23 protein-coding genes are annotated in these 20,006 nt (G+C 51.4%); 21 read left to right on the forward strand and 2 right to left on the reverse strand.

What is annotated here, in order from left to right; translation table 11 throughout:
- Window positions 1-7: 7 nt before the first annotated feature.
- The 21 genes from fusA (at window position 8) to JW814_02115 (ending at window position 16,423) form a co-directional block, all read left to right on the forward strand.
- On the forward strand, window positions 8-2,083 hold the full coding sequence (fusA, locus tag JW814_02015; protein MBN2070204.1) for an elongation factor G: 2,076 nt from the start codon (window positions 8-10) through the stop codon (window positions 2,081-2,083).
- Between the two features lie 27 nt (window positions 2,084-2,110).
- A complete protein-coding gene (locus JW814_02020; GenBank protein ID MBN2070205.1) occupies window positions 2,111-2,866 on the forward strand; it encodes a YebC/PmpR family DNA-binding transcriptional regulator in 756 nt (251 codons plus the stop codon).
- Window positions 2,867-2,956: 90 nt separating this feature from the next.
- On the forward strand, window positions 2,957-3,451 hold the full coding sequence (gene ruvC / locus JW814_02025; GenBank protein MBN2070206.1) for a crossover junction endodeoxyribonuclease RuvC: 495 nt from the start codon (window positions 2,957-2,959) through the stop codon (window positions 3,449-3,451).
- 83 nt (window positions 3,452-3,534) lie between these two features.
- Window positions 3,535-4,140 (forward strand): Holliday junction branch migration protein RuvA, encoded by a 606-nt coding sequence (ruvA, locus tag JW814_02030; protein ID MBN2070207.1) that lies wholly within the window; start codon window positions 3,535-3,537, stop codon window positions 4,138-4,140.
- A 21-nt stretch (window positions 4,141-4,161) separates the two neighbouring features.
- Window positions 4,162-5,202 (forward strand): Holliday junction branch migration DNA helicase RuvB, encoded by a 1,041-nt coding sequence (ruvB, locus tag JW814_02035; GenBank protein ID MBN2070208.1) that lies wholly within the window; start codon window positions 4,162-4,164, stop codon window positions 5,200-5,202.
- 21 nt (window positions 5,203-5,223) lie between these two features.
- Complete coding sequence (gene queA / locus JW814_02040; GenBank protein MBN2070209.1) at window positions 5,224-6,279, forward strand: tRNA preQ1(34) S-adenosylmethionine ribosyltransferase-isomerase QueA; 1,056 nt, start codon at window positions 5,224-5,226, stop codon at window positions 6,277-6,279.
- Window positions 6,280-6,297: 18 nt separating this feature from the next.
- Window positions 6,298-7,449, forward strand: coding sequence for a tRNA guanosine(34) transglycosylase Tgt (gene tgt / locus JW814_02045; GenBank protein ID MBN2070210.1), 1,152 nt, complete (start codon window positions 6,298-6,300; stop codon window positions 7,447-7,449).
- A 32-nt stretch (window positions 7,450-7,481) separates the two neighbouring features.
- Window positions 7,482-7,805 carry a preprotein translocase subunit YajC gene (yajC, locus tag JW814_02050; GenBank protein MBN2070211.1) on the forward strand — a complete coding sequence of 108 codons (324 nt, stop codon included), beginning with the start codon at window positions 7,482-7,484 and terminating at the stop codon, window positions 7,803-7,805.
- A gap of 23 nt (window positions 7,806-7,828) precedes the next feature.
- Window positions 7,829-8,344, forward strand: a complete 516-nt coding sequence (gene def, locus JW814_02055) for a peptide deformylase (GenBank protein ID MBN2070212.1) — start codon at window positions 7,829-7,831, stop codon at window positions 8,342-8,344.
- Window positions 8,345-8,348: 4 nt separating this feature from the next.
- Window positions 8,349-9,293, forward strand: a complete 945-nt coding sequence (locus JW814_02060; GenBank protein MBN2070213.1) for a methionyl-tRNA formyltransferase — start codon at window positions 8,349-8,351, stop codon at window positions 9,291-9,293.
- Window positions 9,294-9,295: 2 nt separating this feature from the next.
- Window positions 9,296-10,042 (forward strand): PASTA domain-containing protein, encoded by a 747-nt coding sequence (locus tag JW814_02065; protein ID MBN2070214.1) that lies wholly within the window; start codon window positions 9,296-9,298, stop codon window positions 10,040-10,042.
- A 10-nt stretch (window positions 10,043-10,052) separates the two neighbouring features.
- On the forward strand, window positions 10,053-10,703 hold the full coding sequence (gene rpe, locus JW814_02070; protein ID MBN2070215.1) for a ribulose-phosphate 3-epimerase: 651 nt from the start codon (window positions 10,053-10,055) through the stop codon (window positions 10,701-10,703).
- 95 nt (window positions 10,704-10,798) lie between these two features.
- Window positions 10,799-12,124, forward strand: coding sequence for a signal recognition particle protein (ffh, locus tag JW814_02075; GenBank protein MBN2070216.1), 1,326 nt, complete (start codon window positions 10,799-10,801; stop codon window positions 12,122-12,124).
- 31 nt (window positions 12,125-12,155) lie between these two features.
- Window positions 12,156-12,665, forward strand: coding sequence for a 30S ribosomal protein S16 (gene rpsP, locus JW814_02080; protein ID MBN2070217.1), 510 nt, complete (start codon window positions 12,156-12,158; stop codon window positions 12,663-12,665).
- A 107-nt stretch (window positions 12,666-12,772) separates the two neighbouring features.
- A complete protein-coding gene (locus JW814_02085) occupies window positions 12,773-13,012 on the forward strand; it encodes a KH domain-containing protein (GenBank protein ID MBN2070218.1) in 240 nt (79 codons plus the stop codon).
- A gap of 8 nt (window positions 13,013-13,020) precedes the next feature.
- Entirely contained in the window at window positions 13,021-13,545 is a 525-nt protein-coding gene (gene rimM / locus JW814_02090) for a 16S rRNA processing protein RimM (GenBank protein MBN2070219.1), read from the forward strand.
- 11 nt (window positions 13,546-13,556) lie between these two features.
- Complete coding sequence (gene trmD, locus JW814_02095) at window positions 13,557-14,252, forward strand: tRNA (guanosine(37)-N1)-methyltransferase TrmD (GenBank protein ID MBN2070220.1); 696 nt, start codon at window positions 13,557-13,559, stop codon at window positions 14,250-14,252.
- 102 nt (window positions 14,253-14,354) lie between these two features.
- Window positions 14,355-14,708: a 50S ribosomal protein L19 gene (gene rplS, locus JW814_02100; protein ID MBN2070221.1), complete on the forward strand. Its 354-nt coding sequence runs from the start codon at window positions 14,355-14,357 to the stop codon at window positions 14,706-14,708.
- On the forward strand, window positions 14,708-15,334 hold the full coding sequence (locus JW814_02105; protein MBN2070222.1) for a ribonuclease HII: 627 nt from the start codon (window positions 14,708-14,710) through the stop codon (window positions 15,332-15,334). The genes rplS and JW814_02105 overlap by 1 nt, the downstream gene beginning before the upstream one ends.
- 14 nt (window positions 15,335-15,348) lie before the next feature.
- Window positions 15,349-15,714: a YraN family protein gene (locus tag JW814_02110; GenBank protein MBN2070223.1), complete on the forward strand. Its 366-nt coding sequence runs from the start codon at window positions 15,349-15,351 to the stop codon at window positions 15,712-15,714.
- 76 nt (window positions 15,715-15,790) lie between these two features.
- The gene (locus tag JW814_02115; protein MBN2070224.1) at window positions 15,791-16,423 is read left to right on the forward strand and encodes a hypothetical protein; all 633 of its coding nucleotides are present in this window, start codon (window positions 15,791-15,793) and stop codon (window positions 16,421-16,423) included.
- A gap of 357 nt (window positions 16,424-16,780) precedes the next feature.
- Here JW814_02115 and JW814_02120 read toward each other — a convergent pair whose 3' ends face one another.
- Together JW814_02120 and JW814_02125 are read right to left on the reverse strand one after the other, a co-directional pair.
- Entirely contained in the window at window positions 16,781-18,490 is a 1,710-nt protein-coding gene (locus JW814_02120) for an alanine:cation symporter family protein (protein MBN2070225.1), read from the reverse strand.
- A 52-nt stretch (window positions 18,491-18,542) separates the two neighbouring features.
- A complete protein-coding gene (locus JW814_02125) occupies window positions 18,543-19,889 on the reverse strand; it encodes a sodium-dependent transporter (GenBank protein MBN2070226.1) in 1,347 nt (448 codons plus the stop codon).
- Window positions 19,890-20,006: the final 117 nt, after the last annotated feature.

Below are 20,006 nucleotides of genomic sequence, written 5' to 3' on the forward strand. Positions count from 1 at the left end.
AGTTCTGTTGAAAAAGTATGAAATCGACAACATACGAAACGTTGTTTTCGTTGGCCATCAATCCTGCGGCAAGACGATGCTCTGCGAGGCGATACTGTATAATACCGGCGTGACAAACAGAATCGGGAGGATCGAAGATGGAAATACCGTGATGGACGGATCTCCCGATGAGATAGAAAGGCAGATCACGATCAATGTCGGCCTCGCCTCCTGTGAATTTGAAAAATACAAGCTGAACCTCCTCGATACTCCCGGGTATGAGGATTTTGTCGGCGAAGTGGTGTCATGTCTCGAGGTAGCCGAGGGGAGCGTTGTCGTTATTGGCGCCGACAGCAGTGTGGAGGTCGGGACGGAAAAGAACTGGCGTTTCCTCGATCGAAAGAAGCTTTCAAGGATAGTCTGCGTCAACAGGATGGATAAGGAACATGCCGATTTCGAGAAGTGTCTGGCTGAAGCGCAAAGCAACCTCAGCTCCAAGATCATGCCACTCAACCTTCCCGTGGGAGAGGGTGAATCGTTCAAGGGGGTAGTGGACCTCGTCAACAGGAAAGCATATATTTATTCTTCCGGAGGAAAATTCACCGAGGAAGCAGTCCCTGCCGATATGGTGGATAAGGTGGATGAGTGGCGGCAGAAACTGATGGATTTTGCCGCTGAAGCGGATGATTCTCTCCTGGAGAAGTTTTTTGAAAGCGGCAAGCTTGATGACAAAGAGCTTGCTCAGGGCCTCAGCGCTGGTTGTAAGAACGGGACTCTGGTGCCCTTGGTGGTTGTATCGTCAGTCGAGAATATCGGCGTTAAACAGATGCTTAATACTATCGTATCGATGCTGCCCTCGCCCGCGTCAAGAACGGATATCGATATCAGGTCCGATTCGGGAGAGATCAGCAAAATCAAGATAGGTCCGTCAAAATCACCTCTTTCTTTCGTGTTCAAGACCCTTTCGGAGAAACATATCGGAGATATTGCATATCTAAGGACTTTTTCCGGGGATCTGGCCACAGGCAGCGAAATGTACGATTCGAATTCCGGAAATTCGGAGAGGATCGGCCAGCTGTACGTGATGCAGGGCAAGGAACGGATAGAGGCGGATTCCATTGCCGCGGGAGATCTTGGGGGCGCGGTGAAACTCAAATCGGCCAAGATCAACCATACTCTGTGCAAGAAATCGGAAAGCGTGATCCTCAGGGGAATCGAATTCCCCAAACCATCACTTCGCACGGCGATCGAGGCAAAGGCAAAGGGTGATATGGACAAGGTCGGAGCGGGACTGCACAAGCTCTCCGATGAAGATCCGTCTTTCACGATAGAGACCAATCCGGAGCTGAGGCAGACGATCCTTTCCGGACAGGGAGAACTGCATTTCGAAGTAATTCTCGGCAGGTTGAAAAGAAAATATGGAGTCGAAGTGGATATGATCCCGCCGGGGATTCCGTACAGGGAGACTATCTCGGCTGTCGCGGAAGCGCAGGGAAAACACAAGAAACAGAGCGGTGGACGCGGCCAGTTCGGCGATGTATGGCTGAAGCTCGAGCCGATGGAGAGGGAAGGCGGTTTTGAATTCGTCGACGGTATCGTAGGCGGAGTAGTGCCTTCGAAATTCATCCCGGCTGTCGAAAAGGGAGTAGTCGCGGCGATGGATGAGGGAGTAGTCGCCGGTTATCCCGTCCAGGACGTGAAGGTGACACTTTACTTCGGATCATATCACACGGTTGATTCCTCGGACGCCGCGTTCAAGATGGCCGGTTCGAAGGGATTCAAGGCAGCCGTAAAGCTGGCCAAGCCAGTGATACTTGAACCGATATATAATGTTGAGGTGATCGTTCCCGAAGAGTATATGGGTGATGTGATGGGAGATATGTCGATGAGAAGGGGCAAGATACAGGGCACGGAGCAGGAAGGTACGCGGCAGAGGATCAAGGCGCAGGTTCCTCTTTCCGAGCTTTACAAGTACGCGACATCGCTCAGATCGATGACCCAGGGAAGAGCATCGCATACGCGTGACTTCTCTCATTACGATGTGGTACCTCACGATATAGCGCAGAAACTTATCGCAAAGGCTGAAGCTGAAAAAGAAGAATAAACTCTTTTTTCCCTGATGGAGGCGTTTGTGTCTGGACATTCGAAGTGGAGTACGATCAAAAGAAAAAAAGGAAAGGCTGATGCCGAGCGAAGCAGGGTCTTTACCAGGCTGATCAAGGAGATCACGGTCGCGGCCAGAGAGGGCGGGGGAGACAAGGATTCGAATCCCAGGCTGAGAACGGCGGTCCAGAGCGCGAAAGACGCCAACATGCCGGTCGCAAACGTGGAGAAGGCGATCAAGCGCGGGACAGGGGAACTTCCCGGCGTCACTTACGAATCATGCGCTTTCGAAGGATACGCGAATGGAGGAGTCGCCGTACTGGTGGAGTCGCTTACCGATAACAGAAACCGGACGACAGCGGAAGTCAGGCACATCTTCTCGAAATTCGGAGGGCATCTCGGCGCGCCTCATTCAGTCTCATATCTCTTTGAAAGCAAAGGCCTGATAATCATCGATGAGAAAGATGCTGAAGAGGAAAGGGTCTATGAGATAGCTCTCGAAAACGGCGCTGAAGATGTAAGATCGGAAGGCGGCCAGTTCGAGATAATCTCCGCGCCCGATGCTTTTGAGAATATCAGGGAGAAGATATCCGAAGCGGGCCTGCCCTATCAACTGGCAGAGGTATCTCTGCATCCGAAGACCGTTGTCGACCTCGATTTCGACACGGGCAAATCGGTCCTCAAACTTATCAGCGCTCTTGAGGATAACGATGATGTTCAGCGCGTCAGCGCGAACTTCGATATACCGGATGATATCCTGCAGGAGATCGAGAAGGAGTTGTAGGACTTCCTGATCTTATCCGGCGGGAGCCTGTTTTTTCCGCAAGATTATTTGTGACAACTGATCGTAAAATATCTATATCGGGGTGAAAAGTTGTCTTTGACAATGGGAATTGATCCGGGAAGCCGTATTACGGGGTACGGCGTTGTGAGCAGAAAGGGAAGCAGCATAATCCATGTCGCGTCGGGAGTGATCAGGGTAGATACGAAAAACCCGAAACACTTCAAGCTCATGGAGATAAAGAAGGGATTGGATGAAGTCATAGGACGCTTCCAGCCGACTGCTATCGCCATCGAGGATATCTTTGTTGCCAGGAATCCCAAAAGTGCATTAACCTTGGGTGAAGCGAGAGGAGTTGCTCTCCTTTCCGCGGCCGAGGCGGGAATAGAACTTTTTGAATATTCTGCCAGGGAAGTCAAAAGGAGTGTCGTCGGGTCGGGCGCGGCTCACAAGAGCCAGGTCGCCCTGATGGTAGCAAAGCTGCTGGGCATGAAGAATGAACCCGCGACGGAAGATGAAACGGACGCCCTCGCGATAGCGTTCTGCCACATGCTGAGAATATCCGGTATCGCGGGAAGGATCCTGTAAGGCTGTTTTTCCGTCAGTATTCCCGAAAGGCTGGAGTAATGAACCGGTGGTGAAAGAAAGGCTGATCCTGCCGGGAGGTTGATTTGATAGCATCGATAGAAGGCATTCTGGCTAAAAAGAGAGAGAACGGTATTGTTATCGAGGTCGGAGGCCTGGGTATCGATCTGAGTGTCTCGGAGAAGACGATCTCTACCATAGGGGAGGCCGGAGAGAGGGTCCGGCTGGTTACCTGGCTATATGTCCGCGAGGATCAGCTCTCGCTATTCGGTTTCAGATCTGAATCTGAAAGAAAGATATTTCTTGCTTTGATAGGAGTCTCTGGTATCGGTCCAAAGGTCGCGATGGGGATCCTGTCGGCTGCGGACCCGGCCGAAATCGCCGCCTCGATACATCATGGCGATTCAGGGAAACTGGTGACTATGCCCGGGATCGGCAAGAAAACTGCTGAGCGGCTGATACTTGAACTGAAGGACAAGATCGATATAACACCTTTTGATCTTTCATCGGCAGAAAAAGAAAATATACCTGGCCGCCAGATGATGGATGAAGCCCTTGCCGCCCTGGTCTCGATCGGATTGAACAGAGCTGGAGCGAAAAAGGCGCTTGATGATATAGACCCGGAGGAACTTGGAGATTCATATCGAGTGGAAGATATAGTGCGTATTGCTTTAAAAAGAGTGGCGACGTAGAATCAGGGCAGGAGAATCCCGATGACTGATCGAATGATAACAGATCCCGCGCCGGCAGCGGAAGAACTGCAATCAGAGGCAAGGCTCAGGCCGGTCACTATCGCCGAGTTCGTGGGACAGGAAAAACTCAAGGAAAACCTCAGTATATTCATACAGGCGGCCAGGGAGAGGAATGAACAACTCGATCATGTTCTTCTCTATGGACCTCCGGGACTTGGAAAAACGACTCTTGCCCATATAATCGCGCGCGAACTGAACGTCAATATCCGGACTTCATCAGGGCCTGTATTCCAGTCGCCGGCAGAACTTCTGGGAATTCTGACCCAGCTCGAAGCGAAAGATGTTCTCTTTATAGACGAGATCCACAGGCTTGGCAGAGTGGTCGAAGAACATATATATCCGGCAATGGAAGAATTCAGATGCGAACTGATAGTCGACAAGGGGCCTCATGCCAGGCACTATTCTCTTACAATAGAACCGTTCACCCTTGTCGGAGCGACAACGAGGGCCGGTATGATCACTCCTCCAATGAGAAGCAGATTCGGCGTGATAATGCGGCTCGATTTCTATTCACCCGATGACATCCTGATGATAATCAAACGTTCCGCCGGGTTGCTGAATGTGTCGATCGAAGAGGAAGGAGCGGTTGAGATATCGAGAAGGTCGCGGGGGACTCCGAGGATCGCTAACAGGCTTCTGAGAAGAGTGCGTGATTTCGCGCAGATCAAGGGGAAAGGTATTATCGACCGCGAGATAGCTGACTATGCTCTCGGCATGCTCGAAGTCGACGGCAAGGGCCTTAATGAGATGGACCGGAGGATACTTGCCACGATCATAGAAAAATTCTCAGGAGGTCCAGTCGGAATAAGTTCTCTTTCCGTCGCGGTCGCTGAAGAGGGTGAGACGATCGAGGATGTCTACGAACCATACCTGATCCAGGAGGGATTGTTGCAGCGGACATCGAGAGGAAGAATAGTGACCGATTCGGGATATGAACATATGGAGATGGCAAGGGGTGGAGAGAAGGGTCCCCAGGGTAATTTCTTCAATCATGGCAGTTGATCCGGATAGCGAAGAATCTTTATGAATCTCAACGATTTCAATTATGAACTCCCCGAGGATCTGATCGCCCAGTACCCCGCCGAAAAACGCGACGACAGCAGGATGATACTATTTAACCGAAGCCTCGGCGAGATCCGCGAAACAAGGTTTTCCAATTTCGCGAGATATCTGCAGGATGGCGAACTGATCGTCGTCAACGAGACGAAGGTGATACCTGCGAGACTTTACGGTTCGAAAGAAACGGGAGCAACTATCGAGCTTTTTCTTACGCGTGACCTCGGTGGAAACAGATGGCGTGCGCTCTGCAGGCCATCGAAGAGGTTAAGGCCTGGAGATTCTTTGTACATAGGGGAAGCCGGGCACGAGGTCAAAGTCGATGAGGAGATAGGTGAAGGCGAATGGATAGTATCCCTGCCAGACACGACTTCGAACATGCAGTTCATAAAAAGGTTCGGGAATGTCCCGCTTCCTCCATATATAAAGAGGGAGATGGAAGATGATGATGTTGAAAGATACCAGACGATATTCGCCAGGGAAGACGGATCCGTAGCGGCTCCGACGGCCGGGTTGCATTTTACCGAAAAGGTCTTCAGGGATATAGCTCAGAGGGGCGGCACAGTCATTCCGATAACTCTGCATGTCGGCCCGGGGACTTTCAGGCCGCTCGAATCGGAGATCGTCGAGGAAAATATACTCTCTCCCGAATATATCATGATCAGAAAAGATTACTGGGACGCCGTCAGAGAGGCGAAAGATTCCGGACGGAGTATTGTCGCCGTCGGTACTACCGTGACCAGGACGCTCGAAGCCCTTGCTTCCGGAAAAATCATCGAAGAAAAGATAAAAGTGATCGATGAAGTGGAATACATAACCGGATGGACCGACCTGTTTATTTATCCGGGATTTGAATTCAAGGTGGTCGACGCCCTTGTGACGAACCTTCATCTTCCGATGTCGAGCCTTTTCGTTCTCGTCTCCGCCTTTGCCGGCCGGGAAAAGATGCTCAACACGTATAAATGGGCGGTTCAGAGAAGATTCAGGTTTTACAGCTACGGCGACGTGATGTTCATAAGGTAGGCCAGGGAGGGACCTCCAGTGCCATTCAGTTTCGATCTTATAGCCACAGACAGGTCCGGAGCAAGGGCGGGACGGATAACGACCGACCATGGACCGGTCGAGACTCCGATCTTCATGCCGGTAGGAACGCAGGGCAGCGTAAAATCACTTTCCTCGGCCGATCTCAGGGGAACGGGCGCCCAGATCATTCTCGCCAATACATATCATCTCCATCTTCGGCCTTCCGAAGAACTTATCCGCGAGGCGGGAGGAATACAGCGTTTCATGTCGTGGGATGGCCCGGTTCTTACTGACAGCGGCGGCTACCAGGTCTTCAGCCTTGCCGATCTTAACAGGATCACTGATGAGGGAGTCAGGTTTAAATCGCATATAGACGGTTCGATGCGGTTCCTCACCCCTGAAAGTGTCGTCAATATCCAGCTTGATATAGGTTCTGACATAATGATGGTCCTCGACCATTGCGTAGAGTATCCATGCAGCCGCCAATCGGCCGAAGAGGCTCTGGCCAGGACGACTCTCTGGGCGAAGAGGAGCCTTGTCGAGCACGGCGCCAGGATCACGAGAGATGGATATGAGAGGGTCTTATTCGCTATCGTCCAGGGATCGGTATTTCCCGATCTCAGGGAAAAATCGGCGAAGGAACTGGTTTCGCTTGATTTCCCCGGGTACGCGATAGGCGGCCTTTCGGTCGGAGAACCGAAGGATGAACTGCTCGGAATGACGAGGCTTGTGACAGCGATCCTGCCCGAGGAAAAACCGAGGTATCTCATGGGAGTCGGATTTCCCGAGGATCTTGTCGAAGCGGTCGCGAGGGGCATCGATATGTTCGATTGCGTCATGCCGACACGCAACGCGAGAAACGGGACGGTATTTACCGCCAATGGCCGGATGATTCTTAAGAATGCCGCGAATAGCAGGGATTTCGGCCCGATCGATCCGCAGTGCGATTGCCATACTTGCAAAAACTACTCAAGGGCTTACCTGAGACATCTTTTCATGGCCGGAGAGATGCTCGGTCCGAGGCTGGCAAGCTGGCATAATCTCCATTTTTACTTGCATCTGATGTGTCAAATGAGGCAAGTTATAAAAGATGGCGATTTTCTCGAATGGAGAAAGAGTTTTTACGCCGGTTACGGAGATTCTTTTATGAAAAATCGACCCCCGCTTTAGGCCAGGGGTGTACGGTATTTTAAGGAGGAAGTATGTCGGAGATCCTTTTTGCTCTCAGCGGCAGCCCACAGTCAGGCGAAGGTGGAAATCCACTAATGATGTTCGTGCCGATAATTCTTATATTCGTCGTATTCTACCTTATCCTGATCAGGCCGCAGCAGAAGAAGCAGAAGGAGCATCAGAACCTGCTGTCCCAGTTGCGAAAGGGCGACAAGGTAGTCACCAACGGAGGCCTTTACGGGACTATCGTTGATGCCAAAGATCATGTCGCCGTAATCAAGATCGCGGAAAACGTAAAGGTCGAGATCGTAAAAAGCGCCATTGCCACAGTGATCGAAAGGAAGGGCGACCAGTAGACCCGGTGACGGGGAGAGATCCAGTGTCGAGAAGAAATCTGAGGATAGTCGGTGACGGCATCCTGCGAAAAAAAGCCCGGAAGGTAGAAGTCTTCGATGAATCGTTGACCGTGCTTCTGGATGATATGGTCCAGACGATGATCTATGAGGGAGGGGTCGGTCTCGCCGCCCCCCAGGTAGGGGTCTCCGCGATGGTGGCTGTCGTCAATCCGGAACCAGAGAATGATGAGACTCTTCTGAAACTTATAAATCCCGAGATAATCGATACGGGAGCAGAGACTGAAAGCATCGAGGAAGGCTGTCTCAGCGTTCCGGGTATCAGGGGGAACGTGATCCGCCCGGTGGCCATAGTCCTTCAATACCAGGATGAAAATGGAGAAGAGAAGAAGATACAGGTCGAGGGGCTCGTATCGAGAATAATCCAGCATGAACTTGATCATCTCAACGGCGTGCTTTTTACCGACAGGCTTTCCTTTGCCAAAAAGATGATGATAAAAAATAAATTGAAGGAACTTGCCAGGAGGGCAAGACAGGAGTAACTCGATGCCGCGGGTGATATTTTTCGGGTCCCCCGATTTTGCTCTTCCTTCCCTGAAAATCCTGATTCCGACGGAATTCTGCCCCGAGCTGGTAGTAACGCAGCCGGACAGACCCTCTGGCAGGGGCAGGGCAAGCAGTCCAACGCCGGTCAAGGCCCTTGCCGTGGAGAACGGCCTTCCCGTCAGGGTCGTAAGCAGTTTCAGGAAAGAGGATGTTTTCGGATCATTTGCCGGGCGCGGGGCGGACTATTTCGTTGTAGTAGCTTTCGGGCTGATATTCCCGGAAAGATTTCTCAATATTCCGTCGAAGGAACCTGTCAACCTGCACGCGTCTCTTCTTCCCGCCTACAGGGGAGCGAGCCCGGTCAATATCGCTATCAGGGACGGTATTTCCTTCACCGGTATCAGTACGATGAGAATGGTGAGGGATCTGGATGCCGGACCTGTATTCATGCAGGCCGTTGAACCGATCGATCCGATGGAAGACGCGGGGTCTCTTTCCTCAAGGCTCGCCGAGAGGGGAGCCGGGCTGCTTCTGAAAACGTTGCGCGCCATAGAAGACGAAAACCTCTCCCCGGTCGAGCAGCAAGAGGATGGCGTTTCCACAGTCTCCCTGCTGAAGAAGGAAGACGGGGCGATACCGTGGAAAAAGACTGCCATAGAGGTGCATAACCATATAAGGGGTATGAATCCCTGGCCGGGAAGCCATACGCGCTACCAGGGGGAGTATATCAAGATCCACAGCGCGGAACCTTATGACATGATCCCTTCCCGCGCGGCGCCGGGCGGGATAGTTTCAGCTTCCGGTGATGATCTGATAGTTGCGTGCGGAACAGGCTCGATCAGGATAAGGACTATACAGGCGCAGGGGAAAAAGGTCCTGGAAGCGGGGCAGTTTCTCAGGGGATATCGCATTGAAGTAGGCAGTGTTCTGGGTCAGGAGGCATGATCGTGGAGGGTGAAAAGAAAAAACACTGGCATCCGGTCCTGTTTTATCTATTTGTCATAACGGGGGCGTTTATCGCCGGGGTCATCATATTCAATTTTATTATCCTGCCGGCCCTTGTGGGCAGGAGGGATATGGTCATAGTTCCTGATATTACCGGAATGCTGATACAACCGGCAGAGAAAGCCTGCGAGAACAAGGGGCTGAAAATGATGGTCGCCGGCGAAAGGCATTCAGATGAGTTTCCATCAGGTACGGTCATCGAGCAGATACCGAGATATGGAGAAAGCCTGAAGGGGATGAGGACGGTAAGGGTCTTCGTCAGCACCGGCAGGGAAACGGAAGAAGTCCCTGATATAGTGGGACTTTCGCTGAGACAGGCTGAGCTGATGATCGAAAACGCGCGTCTACAGAAAGGCAGGATCGTAAGGATCTTTTCAAACCGGAACGGTGAAAACAGGGTAGTATCGACGAGCCCGTCTTCAGGAAGTCGCGTACATCTCGATAAGGAGATCGATATTCTTCTGATGATGACTGGAGAACCGGAAGAATACCTGATGCCGGACCTGGTCGGCAAGGATCTTCTTTTTGTAAGAGAAAGACTCGAACGAAGCGGTTTCCATGTGACAAGGGTAGTAAGCCGGCGTGACAGGGACAGATTTCCCGACACCATCCTCTTCCAGACTCCTCCCGCCGGTTATTCGATCAAAGAAGGAGGCACTATTGAGCTCGTCGTTTCGACAATCGATTGACCAGGGCAGGATCGCCGTGGCTCCCTCAGTGCTGGCAGCCGATTTTTCGATCCTTGGCGAAGAGATCTCATCGGTGGAAAAAGCAGGCGCCGATTTTCTTCATCTTGACGTCATGGACGGCTGTTTCGTTCCCAATATAACTTTTGGTCCTATCATCGTGTCCGCGATATCCAGGCTGGCGAATACGCCTCTTATAACTCACCTTATGATCAATGATCCGGCAAAATATATCGATCCCTTTGTAGAAGCGGGTTCTTCGGTGATCAGCTTTCATCACGAGGCGGTAAAGTCGGGGCATCTGGCGATCATTGACCGGCTTCACGAAAGAGGATGCGCCGCGGGGATAGCTATCAACCCTGATACGCCTCTCTCTGCTATCGAAGAAGTGATCGAGCGCATCGATCTTTTGCTCCTTATGACGGTCTTTCCCGGATTCGGGGGACAGAAATTCATAAACAACGTTCTTGCCAAGATAGAGCAGGCTGCGGCGAAAAAAGAGAAGAACGGGTATAATTTCGCCATAGAAGTGGATGGAGGTATCAATGGCGATACCGCTGCGTCGGTGAGGGACGCGGGCGGCCAGATCCTGGTTGCCGGGACGGCGGTTTTCGGCAGTAGCGATTATTTCACGGCGATCAGCACGATCAGAGGACGGTCCTGACCGGCCTCGACCCGCTTGAGAGAGATAGTGATTTCACTTGCCTGACCCCGGAAATCGTGTTACTTTAAATCTTTTACGGCTGGGAGTGATTGCAGGTGTTCCAGGACCTGAGTGAGAAGTTCGCCCGCGTATTCAAGGAGTTGAGAGGACACGGAAAGGTCCGTGAAGTCCATATCCAGGCGGCGATGAAGGAAGTGCGAAGAGCGCTTCTCGAAGCTGACGTAAATTACAAGGTCGTAAAGGGTTTCATAGCGAATGTCAGCGAGAGGGCTCTTGGTGAGAAAGTACTGGACAGCCTCACTCCTGACCAGCAGATTATAAAGATTGTTCACGAGGAACTGATCAGTATCCTCGGTGGAGGGCCGACGGCATTCACGCTCTCCGGTTCACCGGCGGGAGTGATGGTGTGCGGGCTTCAGGGGGCCGGCAAGACGAGTTTTACGGCGAAGCTTGCCGTATATCTGAGAAAAAAGGGGAGGAATCCCCTGCTTGTCGCGGCCGATATTTATCGGCCGGCGGCTGTTCAGCAGCTGGAGGTACTCGGCAGGGAGATAGATACTCCGGTCTTCGCTCCCGGAATCGATCTTCCGGTGGAAGAGATAGTAAGAAAAGCCGTTATCGAAGCGAAGAAAAATCTTCGCGACACGATTATCGTTGATACAGCAGGGCGGCTTCACATAGACGGCGAGATGATGGATGAGCTGAGCAGGGTGAAGGAGATCCTCAGGCCTGAGGAATCACTTCTGGTGCTGGACAGCATGACCGGACAGGAAGCAGTGACTGTCGCTCGCGAGTTTAAAAAAGAGATAGACTTCACCGGTGTTGTCCTTACCAAGCTTGATGGGGACACACGTGGTGGCGCCGCGCTTTCAGTCTCCTCAATAGCGCGTGTGCCGATAAAATTCGTCTGTGTCGGTGAGAGAACGGGAGACCTTGAAGCGTTTTTCCCCGATCGGATGGCTGGAAGGATCCTGGGAATGGGAGATATCCTCTCCCTGGTGGAGAAGGCCCAGGATACTCTGGATGAGAAGAAGATCAAGGAGCTTGAAAGCAAGCTTCTCAAGGAGGCATTCACCCTCGAAGACTTCCTTGACCAGCTCCAGCGGCTGAAGAAAATGGGGCCGGTTGATCAGATCCTCGGCATGGTGCCAGGGATGAAGTTGAAGGGTGCCCTTCCGTCCGGTGTGGGCGAGAAGGAGATGAAGAAGATCGAGGCGATCATCCAGTCTATGACTCCTCTGGAGCGGCGTTCCCCGCAGCTTATCGGAGGATCGAGAAGGCGCAGGATCGCTAACGGAAGCGGTTCCAGCGTTCAGGACGTGAACCGTCTGCTGAATCAGTTTCAGCAGATGAAGAAGATGATGAAGCGATTTTCGAAAGCAGCCGGGAAGATGCCGGCAGGCTTTCCGCATTCACGATGAATCGAAACCAGGTATTTAACGGAGGTAGGAGTTGGCAGTAAAAATCAGAATGAAGAGGATGGGTTCGAAAAAGAACCCCTTCTTCCGTATTGTCGCAGCGGATTCCAGGTTTCCCCGCGACGGCCGTTTTATCGAGATGCTCGGATTTTACGATCCGATGACTGAACCGGCCAATATCAAGATCGACGAGGATAAACTTTATAAATGGCTTGATGACGGGGCCAAGCCGACTGATAATACGGCGGATGTGCTGAAAAAGGCTGGATTGCTCGAGAGATGGCAGCTTCTGAAGAGTGGAGTCAAGATCTCCGAACTCGATGAAGTCATTGAAGCGAGAAGAGAAAAACAGCCGAAACCGGAAGGGAAAAAGGTCGAAAAGCTATCAAAGAAAGCGGTAGCGGCGGCCCAAAAAGCTCAGGAGGATAAGGACAAGGCGGAAGAGGAAGCGGCGAAAAAGGCTGAAGAGGCAGTTCCCGATAGCGAGAAAGCTGCCGAAGAGACGCCCGCGGAGAATGAAGCGGGAGAGACTCCGAAAGAGTAGAACCGGAAGCGGAGAAAATTTATTCATATCATCGGGAGATATACTGAAAGAGATATCTATCGATACGGAGCATGCCGGCACTTAAAAGGAGCCAATAGCAGATGAATATAGAACCTATTAAGACGATGATACACAAGATCTGCGAGATGCTTGTCGACCATCCTGAAGCAATCAGGATCATCGAAGAGACTCGCGACGATACAATGATCATAGTGCTGTCAGTTGATAAATCCGATGTCGGCAAAGTGATCGGCAGGAACGGTCAGACAGCCAAAGCACTGCGAGCCCTGGTCAATGCCGCCGCTACCCGAATGGGTAACAGGGTGCTTCTTGAGATCAGGGAATGAGCATTCAGATGCGATCGGATACAGCGTATCTGGGCAATATCGTAAATACTGTTGGATTGAAAGGTGAAGTAAAATTACTTCCCAGCAGTGATTTCTGGGTCGAGGCTCTTGATGTGGAGAAGCTCGACCTGGTATCGCGAGATGGAGTCCGCAGGATCGTCCATATTGACAGATACAGGATAAGAAAAAATGTTTTTATCATCAAGTTTTCAGGGATCGAGGATATAGACGAGGCTGAATCGATCATGGGAGATGCCTTGGAGATCTCCGTCGACGCGCTGGATGAGAGACTTCTTCCCAGGGAGTTGAAACCTTTCCAGGTCAAGGGCGTGGAAGTCTTCAAGATCGATGGGACACCGGTCGGAACAGTCACAGGCATTCTTTCAGGGCCTCAGCAGGATTGCCTGATAGTAGAAAAAAACGAAAAGCGATGTCTTGTTCCGAATGTGCCGGAAGTCGTTAAGCTCATAGACCTCGACAGAGGCGTGATCGAGATAGATCCACCTGAAGGATTGCTCGATCTTACATGGTGAAAGGGCCCGGGATGGATTTTTATTTTATATCGATCTTTCCCGAACTCTTCGGCGGAGTCCTTGATACGGGAGTGCTGGGTATCGCTTCCAGAAAAGGCCTTGCCAGATATAACGTCATCAACCTGAGGGATTTCGCCGTCGACAGCCATGGTTCTGTCGATGACTATCCTTACGGAGGCGGACCGGGGATGGTAATGATGGCGCCACCGGTGGTCGAGGCTGTAGAATCGGTCCGGGGCGATGGTGACGAAGGGGATGTACGCGTCATAATGCTTTCGCCCGCGGGAAAGCTGTTCGACCAGGATATGGCAAGGGAACTCTCGAGCGCGGACAAGATCATATTTGTCTGCGGCAGGTACAAGGGAGTAGATGAAAGGGTCAGGGACCTTGTCGTGACCGACGCCATATCGATAGGCGATTATATTGTCAGCGGAGGAGAACTTCCCTCGCTCGTCATCGCCGATTCGATAGTGAGAAATTTCCCCGGTGTCCTGGGCGATGAGCGCAGCAGGGATACAGATTCGTTCGATATCGAACGGGGGCGCTCACTCGACGCGGCTTATTACACAAGACCGCCTGAATACAGGGGGATGGAAGTCCCGGAGGTGTTGATATCGGGCGACCATGCCAGGATCGATCGGTGGAGAAAGAGTTCGGCGCTCGAGCGGACGAAGAAGTTCAGACCCGATCTTTCCGGCAGCGAATGAAAAGGATGTAAATTTATTACCGCTGGTATATATTTACCAGACAGGCCGGGCGGGGCCCGGAAGTGGATTTGAATCAGATCAAAAAAATGAAGGAGAGGCAGAATGGATATTCTAGATCAGATCTCGGCCAGGCAGATGAAAAACTCACTTGGCGACTTCAGCGTCGGCGACACGGTCCGCATCGACGTAAAAGTTGTTGAAGGCAAGAGGGAAAGGATCCAGGCGTTTCAGGGAACAGTCATCCAGCGCAAGGGTAGCGGTGTCGGAGAGACGTTCACAGTGCGTAAAGTGACCCAGGGAGTGGGTGTAGAGCGCGTCTTTCCACTGCATTCTCCGAACCTTGCCGGCATCAAGGTGCTTCGCAAGGGAAAAGTCAGAAGGGCTAAACTCTATTATCTGCGAAATCTGAAAGGTAAAGCGGCCAGGATCCCCGAAAAGACAGACAGAGGAAAGTAATGTCCCGATCGACCCGGACCTCTTTCATCGATCTCACCGCATTCGATGAGATCAGGAAGAGACCTCCAGTCAGATTTCTGGCGGGAGTCGATGAGGCGGGAAGAGGAGCGCTCGCCGGTCCCGTAGTCGCTGCCGCTGTCATATGCGATCCGTGTGATGAGCTTTCGCGGGTACGCGATAGCAAGCTGTTATCGGAAAAGACGAGGGAAGAACTCTTCGACGAGATAAGGACAAGAGCTGTCGCCTGTTCGGTCGGGATCATCGGCCCGATGGAGATCGACAGGATAAATATCCTGCAGGCTACTTTAAAGGCTATGCGGATAGCAGTCGAGAACCTGCCGCTAGTGCCCTGCCATGTGATAATAGACGGATGTCAGATTCCACGCATAGATTGCAGTACAGAGGCTGTCGCGGGTGCTGATAACAAGAGTTTTTCAGTCGCAGCCGCGTCAATTATCGCCAAAGTCACCAGAGACAGGATATTAAGAGAAAAAGAAGAGGAATTTCCCGGATACGATTTTTCCAGAAACAAGGGATATGGAACAAAGAGTCATCTCGAAGCGATAGCACTCAGGGGCAGGACAGCCATACATAGAAGGAGTTTCAGGACAAAAGTGGATCTGTGACGGGAGGAGTGGATGTGAAGGGGAACCAGGTCTGCGGCGCGGCGGGGGAAAGAATAGCCGGCGAATATCTCGAATTGATCGGATACAGGATCATAGAGAAGAATTTCAGAACGGGACATCTCGAGATCGACATAATCGCGTCAGATGACGACTGTATCGTATTCGTCGAGGTCAAGACGAGGAAAAGCGACAGATTCGGCGAAGCATACGATTCGATAAGCAGGAAAAAGATTTCAAATATACGGAAAGCCGCCTGTAACTATCTGTCAAACAGGGAAGATAAGGCTTTTTTCCACCAGGTCCGGATCGATGTAGTGGCAATAGATCTTTCGGCAGTAAAGGGAAGACTGCTTTTAAGGCATCTGAAAGGGGTCTCTTAGAAAAATACTTGATTTGACTCTGTTTTACGTCTATTTTACAGATACGTTAAGATTTGATTTTTAAGGAGGGTTAAGGGTGTCTGACAAGAAAAAGTGCATTTCTATTGCGTTGTTGCTGCTGTTTATCTTCTCCGGTTGCAAGGTAGTAGAGACCCAGCTAAAGGATCTCTCTCTTGAGGAAATGGACGCGCTGGAAGAAAAATATATCGGAAAGACCGCCTGGACCAGGTCGCTTTTGATAAATATTGAGAACAATACCCGTACGGAACAACGCGAGGTCAGGGTAATCGACAGGGATATCGAAGTAAAAGTAATCGCTCTGGATATGCACTGGGGCGGGGCCGTGACAGTAAAGGGTCCCAAAAGAAGTGTAGTAAGACATGCGCTTAATATTGAAAGACCTGTGACAATGGAATCGTTCGAAGAGGCTCTCGGCAGGGCTCTCTGGTTCAAGAACCCCGAGTACCGCTACAGGATGGATCTCAGGAAATTCGGCAAGAAAACGGCAAAAGCTATAGCGAATCATGAGCTTTACAAGGGGATGCAGATTGATGCCGCTCTCGAATCATGGGGATATCCCGATGACAGAAACACGAGCGAGATCGGCGGTGTAGCGCAGGAACAGTGGATCTATAAGGATCCTCGTGACAGGACCAAGAAACGCTTTGTTTATTTTCAGGATTCTCTCGTAGCGAGCTGGGACGAGTAACCGCGGATTCAGAACAGACGCTGTTTGAAAGACAGAAGCCCTTTCCGGGCGGAGGCCGGGAAAGGGCTTCTGTTTGTTGACTCTAAAAAGAAAGCCCCCGTTCTAACCGTGGGGGTGGATGACTCTGGAGCAAACTCTGTAAGAGCTGAGCCCGCGGATTTTTCCCAAAATCATTCGCCTCACCAATCTAACAGGAGCTTTCATTTATATTATATACCTAATCTAATTACGTGTCAATGACGTGAATGGGATTATATCTTTGGGCGGATGTATATATCTTATTTTGTTCACACTTAGGCTTTTATATTATTTATGAAGAATCCGGTAGGCTGTTTGAGCGTCCGAACTTCTATTCAGCTAATTTCTTTTAAAAAGCGACGTTCGGTATCTTTTATGTTTCCTGGAGAAGTAATCATCGGTCAGTTTTTTCACCACCCCGGAAAGGGCGGCGATCGCTATAAGGTTCGGGATAGCCATAAGTCCGAGCGCGGCGTCGCCGAATCCCCAGACGATCTCGAGAGAGAATACGGCGCCGACGAACTGCATGACGCAGAAAACGAACCTGTAAGGCATTATAGCGGATGGTCCCAGAAGGTATTCGATGCTTCTGTCTCCGTAATACGACCAGGAGATTGCTGTCGAAAGAGCGAAAAGGAAGACGGCGATAGTAACGATATAGTTACCCCAGCTTCCCAGTGGAGAGAGGCCCGTTCCGAAAGCCCAGGCGGTCAATGGTGAACCGTTCTGAAGAAAGAGGCCCTGGAGGCGAATATCGGCAGCGGGGACAGGATCGCCATATCTGTCGGCAAAAGCTGTCGAGCCATCATCAGCCACGATGATCGAACCGGTAAAAGGATCGTCCCCGTGCAGCAGCACCGCGGAGTCGACAAGGCTGTGGTTTCTGACAAAATTTATATCCGGCGTTTCTCCTTTTGTTACGGGAAAGATACCGGCCTTTTCTATCTCCCCCGTTATCTTCCCGTTTTCTCCCACTACACCCGATGCCTCGACCAGGTGGATCTCCGCCTGCTTGTCGAAAAGTACAGACTCGAACTTCTTATCTTTCCATACACCGACTGTTATGATGACCAGCCCGGTGAGAGTACAGATCAGGAGAGTGTCGATATACGGACCGACCATGGCGACCAGCCCCTCCCGTACCGGTTCATCGGTCCTGGCAGCGGCATGCGCAATCGGAGCGCTGCCCTGTCCCGCTTCGTTCGAAAATATGCCCCGCCTCACTCCCCAGAGAAGCATGAACATGAAGGACGACCCGACAAATCCGCCGGCGCCCGCTCTAGCCGTGAAAGCGTCGGCGAATATAGCCCCGAACGCTCCGGGAAGTTTCGAAGCGTGCAGCAGAAGGACCGTAAGGGCGCCCACAAAATATATGATCGACATTATCGGTACGAGCCTGCTCGTGACCTTTCCGATCCTTTTGATCCCTCCGATTATGACCATGCCGACCAGAGATGCCAGTACCAGTCCGGTTATCCATGTCGGGATGCTGAATTCGCTTTTGAACGAATCGGCCACTGTAAAGGCCTGCACCGCGTTGCCGCTGCCAAATGATGATATGACGGCGCATATGGCAAAGATCACGGCGAGGAATTTCCAATTCCTTCCCATTCCTTTTTCTATGTAATACATCGGTCCGCCCGAGACAGTCCCGTCATCATGGATCCTTCTGAAATGAGTGCTCAAGGTGCATTCGACGAATTTCGACGCGGTACCCAGGATGGCTGTCACCCACATCCAGAACATCGCTCCCGGGCCTCCATAATGGATCGCGATCGCCACGCCTGATATGTTTCCGATCCCGATCGTGGCGGAAAGAGCCGAAGTGAGAGCCTGGAAATGGCTGATCTCTCCACTGTCGCGAGGATCGTCATAATATCCCGATATCACGGCAAGGCTGTGGGAGACTTTTCGAAGCTGAATGAACCTCATCCTGATCGTAAGGAATATGCCGACGCCGAGAAGAAGGACGATGAAATAGGGCATCGCTTCGGGGAATTCCCAGATATACTTGACGGCGGTATCGACTACGTTTTTTATCGAATCCATTGATTACTCCCGTTTATCAGAGTGCTTTAGCCGACATTGAAGATTTTTACTCTCATGCCCCTTTTTTAAATATGAAAATGAGTACGATAAGGATAACCACGGGGCAAAAGAATCTCAGCAGGAAAAAGAGGACAGGAGCGATCCGGTCGAATCCCGGATACCCCAGCCTGAGCTCCCTTGACGATGACTCCCTCTTCCATACCCAGCCTGTAAAGACCGCGATGAACAGAGCTCCCACACCAAGCATTATGTTGCCGAATAACCAGTCCATAAACCCGAGAAATGATGTTCCCAGTCCGGGGAGATCGACCAGCCAGGGAACCATTCCTTCCTGCGAGAGGACAGAAGGGAGGCCCAGGACGAATGTCGCGGCGGCGACCACCCATACGACATTACGCCGGAGCCAGTGTTTTTCATCTACCAGGTATGATGTCACGACCTCAAGAAGCGAGATCGTCGAGGTCAGAGCGGCGATCGAAAGGAGAATGAAAAAGAACGCTCCCACCAGCCTGCCGCCGGGGATCAGTCCGAATATCTCGGGCAGGACCTTGAAGACCAGTCCCGGTCCCGCGTCCGGGCTCATATTCATGGCGAATATCGCGGGAAAGATCAGAAGACCAGCCATGACCGCTATAAGCGTGTCGAAGAAGACGACGTAGCATCCTGATATGACGAGGTTGTCTTCCCTGTTGAGGTAACTTCCGTACGTGATCATAGCTCCCATACCGAGAGAGAGTGAAAAGAAGGCCTGTCCAAGGGCAGCCAGGACGGTATTGCCCGTTACCTTGCTGAAATCCGGCCTGAAGTAAAAAGCGAGGCCTTTTCCCGCCCCTTCCAGGGTGACCGATCTGATAATAAGGATTATCATCAGCACCAGAAGGGTCGGCATCAGTATCTTTGCCCATCTTTCTATCCCGTTTTTTACCCCTCCGTGGACGACAAGCACCGTAATGACTATGAAAGCGATAAAGAGCGGTATGGAAACAAAGGGATTCGACGTGAAAGCCTCGTAGGTAGAACTGTTTCCTGAAAGGGATTTTCCAATATATCCGACTGTATAGCCAGCAAGGACGGAATAGTACGAAAGAATACATAGTCCGGTTATTACACCCATGTATCCGATCAGTTTCCAGGGACTTCCCGGCCGGATAGTCTCGAATGCTCCGACAGGGTTGCGGCGGCTGAATCTACCGATCGTCAGTTCGGCGACCATGATCGGTAACCCGAGAAGAACAATACATATAAGGTAGAGAATGAGAAAGGCCCCGCCGCCATTTTCGCCGGTCGTATATGGGAATCTCCATATATTCCCCAACCCGATCGCCGAACCTGCCGCCGCGAGGATAAAACCGAATCTGGAACTCCAGAGACCGCGTGCTTCTGCGTTGTTATCTGGTATCAAAATCGATTCCTCCCGAGAATACGTCTATTCAGGCTTATCGTCAGAAAGATATATTTTAAGGAACAACCTACCCTAAATTATCTTCTGCTGGCAAGGATTTTCATAGGGACCCAG

The sequence above is a fragment of the Candidatus Krumholzibacteriota bacterium genome (assembly GCA_016932415.1).
Taxonomy (GTDB): Bacteria; Krumholzibacteriota; Krumholzibacteriia; order Krumholzibacteriales; family Krumholzibacteriaceae; genus Krumholzibacterium.